This window comes from Candidatus Methylomirabilota bacterium (assembly GCA_036005065.1).
Classification (GTDB): domain Bacteria; phylum Methylomirabilota; class Methylomirabilia; order Rokubacteriales; family DASRDR01; genus DASYQW01.
In genome coordinates this window covers 1-6,955 of the sequence record DASYQW010000388.1, presented here as the reverse complement: position 1 = coordinate 6,955, position 6,955 = coordinate 1, and the positions used below count along the sequence as shown (strand labels likewise).

Here is a 6,955-nt window from a genome sequence, read left to right as displayed (position 1 = left end):
TCCTCGTGACCGGAGCGCCCCCGACCGAGCTCGTCTCGATCGTCATCCCGGTGCACAACGAGCAAGACAACGTGACGCCGCTCCTGGAGAGCATCCGGGACGCGCTCGAGGGGCTGGGCCGCCCGTACGAGCTGATCGTGGTGGACGACGGCTCGACCGACGGCACGGCTGCCCGGCTCCGGGAGGCCGCCGCCCGCTTCCCGAGCCTTCACGTCGTCCGGCTGCGCAGCAACTTCGGCCAATCGGCGGCGCTGGCCGCCGGCTTCGACCTGGCCCGGGGAGAACTGGTGGTCACCATGGACGGCGACCGCCAGAACGACGCCGCCGACATCCCGCGCCTCCTCGACAAGCTCAAGGAGGGATACGACGTCGTGAGCGGCTGGCGCCACGAGCGCCAGGACCCCCTCTGGTCGCGACGGGTTCCCTCCCGCCTGGCCAACGCCCTCATCTCGTGGATCACCGGCGTCCACCTCCACGACTACGGGTGCGCGCTCAAGGTCTATCGCCGCGAGATCCTGCGCGACATCGCGCTGTACGGCGAGATGCACCGCTTCCTGCCCGCGCTCGCCCGCTGGGTGGGGGCGACCATCGGCGAGGTCCCGGTCGGGCACTGGCCGCGCCGGAGCGGGGTCTCCAAGTACGGGCTCGGGCGGACCGTGCGCGTACTCCTCGACCTCCTGACCGTCAAGTTCCTGATGAGCTACTGGACACGGCCCATCCAGATCTTCGGGTTGCTGGGGCTCCTGGTCGGCGGCAGCGGCGTGCTCCTGGCCGCGGTCCTGTCCTATCAGCGCATCGTCCAGGGAGTCCCGCTCGCCAACCGTCCGATTCTGCTCCTGGCCGTGCTGCTGGTCGTGGTGGGCTTCCAGTTCGTCAGCATCGGGCTCCTGGGTGAAATGCTCGTGCGCACCTATCACGAGTCCCAGCGGAAGCCCGTCTACATCGTGCGGGAGATCATCTCCGGGGGGGGCGGATCCTGATCCTGGGCGCAGCGCGATGGTGCGCGCGGGTCCTCGGGTTGGGGCTTTTCGTCGGGTTGGCGGCGGGCTGCGGCGGCGGCAGTCCCACCGGGCCCGGCGAAACGACTCCGCCCGACTTCGATTTCGGCCCGAACAACCCCCGCCTGGTGTCGGCCTTCGGCGACAGCATCACGTTCGGCTCGCTCGGCGAGCGGCGGCGACGAATCAGCAAGCTCGACACGAGCAGCAACTACCCGAGCATCCTCCAGAACATGCTCCGGGGTCAGGATCCCGCCTGGCGCGTCATCAACCGGGGCCTCAGCGGCGAGCGGACTCCCGACGGTCGGGAGCGGCTGTCCGGAGTCCTGGCGGCCGATCACCCGGGCTTCGTGCTGATCATGGAGGGCACGAACGACGCCGACCGCGGCGACGGTCCCGCGTCCATCCTGGCCAACCTCGACACGATGGTGGCCCGGGCCCAGGCCAACAAGACGATTCCGATCATCGGGACGCTTCCGCCCAACTTCCGGAACGACCCGGGGGCCCAGGGCATCATCGCGCAGGCGAACACCCAGATCCGGAGCCTGGCCCAGTCGCGCCGCATCACCCTCGCCGAGATCTTCAACGGGATGAACGACCGGAGCCTCTTCGGCTCTCCCGAACGCGGCATCGAGGATCCGCTCCACCCGAACGAGCGCGGCTACGCGGTCATGGCCGGGATCTGGTTCAACGCCATGCGACAGGCGATCCCGCCGCCCCCTTCCGCGCCCACTCCGCCCGTCCCGCCGCCCTCCGATGGGGCCCAGCGCCAGAAGACCCGGTGAGGGGCCCCGAGCCCGACGCCCGCGGCCCGGCGCAGGTCTCGTCCTGGTGGATCCTCGCGGGTTTCGCCGCCATCGCGGCCGTAGCTGCCCTCGCCCGACTGCCGGCGCCCGTCACGGCAACCCTGCTCGCGCTCCTCCTCGGCCTCCTGGTCGTGCGGCATCCGGCCAACGGCCTGGCCGCTCTCGTCCTGACCTCGCCCTTCGTCCTCGGCGAGCAGAAGACCCCCTACTTCCTCCTGCACCACGCGCTCGCGGTCGGCGTCCTCCTGAGCTTTCTCGCCCACCGCCTCCTCGGACGCGTCCGCCTCGTCCCCTACTACGGCGGCGCCCTCCTCTTCTTCGCCGGCGCCGCCGCGATCGCGCTCCCCCTGAACCTGCGGGACCTCCTCGAGGATCTCTGGCTCTTCCGCTCGCTCGACTGGGCGCCGATCCTCGCCCAGGGGATCCCCGACATCTCGCACCTCCACTACCTCGACCGCGTCCTGGTCGCCCTGGTCGGCGCCGGGCTCTTCGCCATCGCGGCCCAGCCCTCGATGCGGCCGGCCGTCGAGGCGACGCTGTTGCCGCTGGCCGGCCTGGTCGCCGTCCTCTCCGCCTTCGGCCTGCTCCGGTTCTTCGGCGTGATCAGGACCAGCGGCGCGTACCTCACCCTGTCCTTCTGGACGTGGCAGAATCCCGACCTCCGGCTCACCGCGGTGGCCTGGAATCCCGATTACCTCGCGCTGTTCCTCGTGCTCGCGATCCCGCTCTTCGTGGCCCTGGCCTGTGGCGCGGCGCCCCGGTGGCAGCGGACCCTGGCGGCGGCGGCCGCGGCGGTCGGAACGGCCGCCCTGCTCCTCACGTTTCAGCGCGCCGCCTACGTGGCCCTGCTCGTCGCCCTCGGCACCCTGGTCTGGCTGTCGTGGCGCGCCGCGCCGCGGCGAGTCGCGTGGCCGTGGCTCCTCGCCGTCGCCGCCATCGCCCTGGCGGCGGGAGCCGCCCTCGACGCCTGGGTGCTCCAGGGCCGGATCGCGGGCCGCTTCCTCCGGATCGCCGACGACCCCAACCGGATCCGGCTGTGGGCGACGGCCCTCCGGATGGGGCTCGATCACCCGCTCCTCGGCGTCGGCACGGGGCGCTACGCCTTCTTCTTCCGCGAGTACGCCGGCCTCGATCTTCCCCGCGACTTCGGCCCCTTCTGGGGGACGGCGCACAGCCAGTACCTGCACCTCCTGGCCGAGCAAGGGCTCGTCGGGGTCGCCAGCTTCGTCGCCCTGTTCGGGGCGGTCTGGCTCGGCACCATCCGGCGCCTGCCGGCGCTGCCGCCGGGCGCGGCGCTGCTGGCCAGAGGCATCGTCGCCGCCCTCACCGGCTGGCTCGTCTACGGCGTCGTCCAGTTCACGTTCCGGGTCCCGGCGCTCGTGTACCTGGCGTGCATCGTCGCCGGCACCGCGGTGGCGCTGGCACCTCCGGCCCGGCAGCCTGCCTGGTCGCGACGGTGGGCGGCCGCCGCGGTCGCCGTCGCCCTCGTCATCGTCGCCTTTCGCGCCGAGGCGGCGCTCCGGCGGCCCGTCTCGCCCGGCTACGACGCCGGCTTCTATCGATGGGAGCGACAGCCGGACGGGAGCGCGGGGCGCTGGACGCGCGGGCGCGCAGCCATGGCCGTTCCCGTGCAGGGACGGGTCATGACGCTCCGATTCCGGGCGCCGATCCCGGGCATCGAGGCCCGTCCCCAGGTCGCGCGGGTCATGGTCAATCACCGGCCCATGGCTGTGCTCACCCTGGCCACGACGGGATGGCACACGCTGGAGGTGCCCGTGGCGGATTCGCCGGGGACCCATGCGCTGGTCGAGGTGGACGTGGCCTACACCTTCCGCCCGAGCGAGCTCACGCCATCCGAGGACGATCGGCGGCTCGGCGTGATGGTGGGCGAGGTGGCGTGGCGTGACTAGGCCATTTCGGGGGGTCTCGGAAGACCCCCCGATGCCCCCCCGTCGTGGCGGCGGCGAAGCCGCCGCTCGGAACACTCCTCGATGCACCACGCGCTCGGTGGCCGGCGCCGGGTTACTCCGACACGCCCCCTTAGGGGATACCGCGGAATGCGTAAGTCGGCCGAAAACCTTGACTTCGCCGACCATGGTCTCCATAATCGGCCCGGTGCGTGTATTCCTCAGCAGACTCCCCCGGATGGGTGGCCCGTGGATTGCTCTGTCGTCATCGTAAACTATCGGTCCGACGAGCACTTGGCCGAGTGCCTCGCCAGCCTCGACAAGACGACCGCGGGGCTGGACCTCGACGTGATCGTGGTCGACAACGGTCGGACGCTCGCGTCGAACGGGTTCCGTGAGCGATTCCCCCAGGTTCGGCTCGTCGAGAACGCCGCGAACGTCGGGTTCGCCCGGGCCTCGAACCAGGGCATCCGCCTCGCGCGGGGCCGCCACGTCCTCTGCCTGAACCCCGACACGGTCGTCCACGAAGGCGCGGTGGCCGCGCTGGTGGGTTACCTGGACGCCCATCCGCGGGTCGGGGCCGTGGGGGCCCGGCTCCTCGAGTCCGATGGGCGCCTGCAGTACTCCTGCCGTCGATTCCCGGGGTATCTCACGATCTTTTTCGGCCGCTACGCGCTGCTGACGCGCCTCCTGCCCGGCAACACGGCCTCGCGTGACTACCTCTACCTGGACTGGGACCACCGGAGCGCGCGCGAGGTGGACTGGGTCTCGGGGGCCTGCCTGATGGTGCGGCGGGACGTCATCGAGCGGCTCGGGACGTTCGACGAGGGCTACTTCCTGTTCGTGGAGGACATGGACTGGTGTCGGCGCATGCGCGACGCCGGCTGGTCGGTGGCGTACGTCCCCGACGCCGTCGTGACGCATCACATCGGGGCGAGTCGGGGACCGGTACCGGCCGGCCTGGTCTGGGCTCGCCACCGCGGCATGTTGCGGTACGTGCGGAAGCACTTCGGCGCCCCCTGGCCGCTCCGGGCGGTCGTGGCGGCGGCGGTCGCGGTGCGCGCGGGTCTGCTGGTGGCGGCCAACACGCTCCGGGCCGGGCGATGATGCCGCCGGAACTGGCGGGCTTCGTCCTGGCAACCAGCGCGACCTTCGCGCTCACGCCGGTCGTCATCGCCGAGGCCCGGCGCGCCGGCGCGCTCGACCACCCGGGCGCCCAGAAAGTGCACGCGGAAGCCGTCCCGACTCTCGGCGGACTCGGCCTGGTGGCGGCGGTCCTCGGTACGCTCTGGATCCTGCAGGCCACCGGGATCGGCATCGCGTCGCACCATGCGATCGGCCTCACGCTGGCGGCGCTGCCCGTGGTGGCGGTCGGCGCCTGGGACGACCTGCGTGCGTGCGGCATCCCCACCAAGCTGGGGGCCCATTTCCTGGCGGGCGCGATCCTCTACGCCGCCGGGCTTCGGGTCGTCGAGCTGACGAATCCCTTCGGCTCGACCGTCCCCCTCGGGCCCCTCGGCGCCCTGGTGACGATGCTGTGGGTGGCCACCGTCATCAACGCGCTCAACCTGGTGGACGGACTCGACGGCCTCGCGCCAGGCATCGGCGGAATCGCGGCGCTGTCGCTCTGCGCCGTCGGGTTCCTGAAGGACGAGCGCGAGGTGGCGGTGCTGGCGCTCGTGCTCGCCGGCGCCGTCCTCGGCTTCTACCCGTACAACTTCCCGCGCGCCCGGATCTTCCTGGGCGATGTGGGGAGCACGTTCATTGGGCTCGTGCTGGCGACCGTGTCGTTGCTCGAGAACCGGAAGGCGACGGCGGCGATGACCCTCCTTCTGCCCCTGGTCGCCCTGGGCCTGCCCGTCCTCGACACCGTCTTCGCCGTGGTCCGCCGGACGGCGCGCGGGCGGAACCCCTTCCGCCGCGACATGGAACACCTCCACCACCGGCTCCTCCGTCTCGGGCTCTCGCCTCAGCAGACCGTCGGCTATCTCCTCGCCGTGAGCATGGTGTTCGGCCTGGTGGCGGTGCTGCTGACGCGCCTCCCGAAGCAGGCGGCCCTCTCGATGACGGTGCTCCTGGGCGTCCTCATCTTCGCCGCGCTCGGTGCGCTCACATACATGGAGCGCCGCTCGCAGAACGGCTCGCTGCCCTGATTTCTCCGGAGGGGGCCCCAGGGGCCCCTCCGAAGCAGAACCGGCCCTCCTTGACACATCCGAACGATCGTACTATTATTAACCCGTGTCCACCACCCACACCCGCAAGGGCCATCGGACCCGGGAGACGATCCTGGCCCACGCGCTGGCCCTCGCCACCAAGGTGGGCTTCGAAGGCCTGACGATCGGCCGCCTGGCCACGGATCTCCGGATGTCCAAGAGCGGGCTGTTCGCCCACTTCCGATCGAAGGAGGCCCTGCAGGTCGCGGTGCTCGAGAGCGCCGCGCGGCGCTTCACCGAGGAAGTCATCAAGCCCGCGCTCACGGCGCCCCGCGGGGAGCCGCGGGTGCGCACCCTGTTCGGGCGCTGGTTCGAGTGGGAGCTCTCGGGCCCGCTGCCCGGGGGCTGTCCGTTCGTCCAGGCGACGTTCGAACTGGACGAGCGGCCCGGCCCGGCGCGCGACTACCTCGTGCGCACCCAGCGGGACTGGCTCGACACGCTCGCCAACGTCGCCCGGACCGGAATCCAGGAGGGGCACTTCCGGCCCGACCTCGACTGCGAGCAGTTTGCTTACGACCTCGATGGGATCGTCTTCGCCTACTGCCGCGCCTCGCGGCTCATGAAGGACCCCCGCGCGCGTGCCCGAGCCGAACGCGCCTTCGAGGCGCTCGTCGGGGCCGCTCGCACCCCGTCCCCCGCCGATCGGGCCGGCGTCCGCCGGCGCTAGAGGAGGCCCCGATGCGCGACGATGACTATGTCCGATTCATGAATAGCACGATCGTTCGCTCTAAAAAATCACCCCGCTCAGCGGTCCTCGTCCGCGCCGCGGGCGCGATGCTCTCGGCGCTGGCCCCGACCCTGGCCGCCCGGCTCGGCGAGCGGATGTTCCTCACCCCGCCGCGTCCCCGGCCATCGGCCCACGAGGCCACCGCGCTGGCTACGGCACGAGCGCGCTCCCTCCCGATCGGCCGGCACCGCGTGGACACGTGGGCCTGGGGGTCGGGGCCGACCGTGCTCCTCGTCCACGGCTGGGGCGGGCGAGGGGCGCAGATGGCCGCGTTCGTGGCTCCGCTCGTCGGCCGCGGATTCTC

At 71.6% G+C, this 6,955-nt stretch carries 7 protein-coding genes; all 7 read left to right on the top strand.

Translation table 11 applies throughout. The features are described from left to right. The first annotated feature begins 5 nt into the window (after positions 1-5). The gene (locus VGW35_26075; GenBank protein ID HEV8311146.1) at positions 6-980 is read left to right on the top strand and encodes a glycosyltransferase family 2 protein; all 975 of its coding nucleotides are present in this window, start codon (positions 6-8) and stop codon (positions 978-980) included. A 38-nt stretch (positions 981-1,018) separates the two neighbouring features. Further along, on the top strand, positions 1,019-1,783 hold the full coding sequence (locus tag VGW35_26070) for an SGNH/GDSL hydrolase family protein (GenBank protein HEV8311145.1): 765 nt from the start codon (positions 1,019-1,021) through the stop codon (positions 1,781-1,783). Beyond that, entirely contained in the window at positions 1,780-3,714 is a 1,935-nt protein-coding gene (locus tag VGW35_26065; GenBank protein HEV8311144.1) for an O-antigen ligase family protein, read from the top strand. The genes VGW35_26070 and VGW35_26065 overlap by 4 nt, the downstream gene beginning before the upstream one ends. Positions 3,715-3,960: 246 nt before the next feature. Beyond that, positions 3,961-4,818, top strand: a complete 858-nt coding sequence (locus tag VGW35_26060; GenBank protein ID HEV8311143.1) for a glycosyltransferase family 2 protein — start codon at positions 3,961-3,963, stop codon at positions 4,816-4,818. Then, complete coding sequence (locus tag VGW35_26055) at positions 4,815-5,864, top strand: MraY family glycosyltransferase (protein HEV8311142.1); 1,050 nt, start codon at positions 4,815-4,817, stop codon at positions 5,862-5,864. Before VGW35_26060 ends, VGW35_26055 begins: the two co-directional genes overlap by 4 nt. A gap of 85 nt (positions 5,865-5,949) precedes the next feature. Continuing rightward, positions 5,950-6,591, top strand: coding sequence for a TetR/AcrR family transcriptional regulator (locus VGW35_26050; protein ID HEV8311141.1), 642 nt, complete (start codon positions 5,950-5,952; stop codon positions 6,589-6,591). Positions 6,592-6,602: 11 nt separating this feature from the next. Then, positions 6,603-6,955, top strand: a 353-nt coding sequence (locus VGW35_26045) for a hypothetical protein (protein HEV8311140.1), incomplete at its 3' end; no start/stop codon positions are given.

Bases quoted from the DNA above. Each gene is read 5' to 3' on its own strand.
- VGW35_26055 (HEV8311142.1), top strand. From the start codon at position 4,815: ATGATGCCGCCGGAACTGGCGGGCTTCGTCCTGGCAACCAGCGCGACC.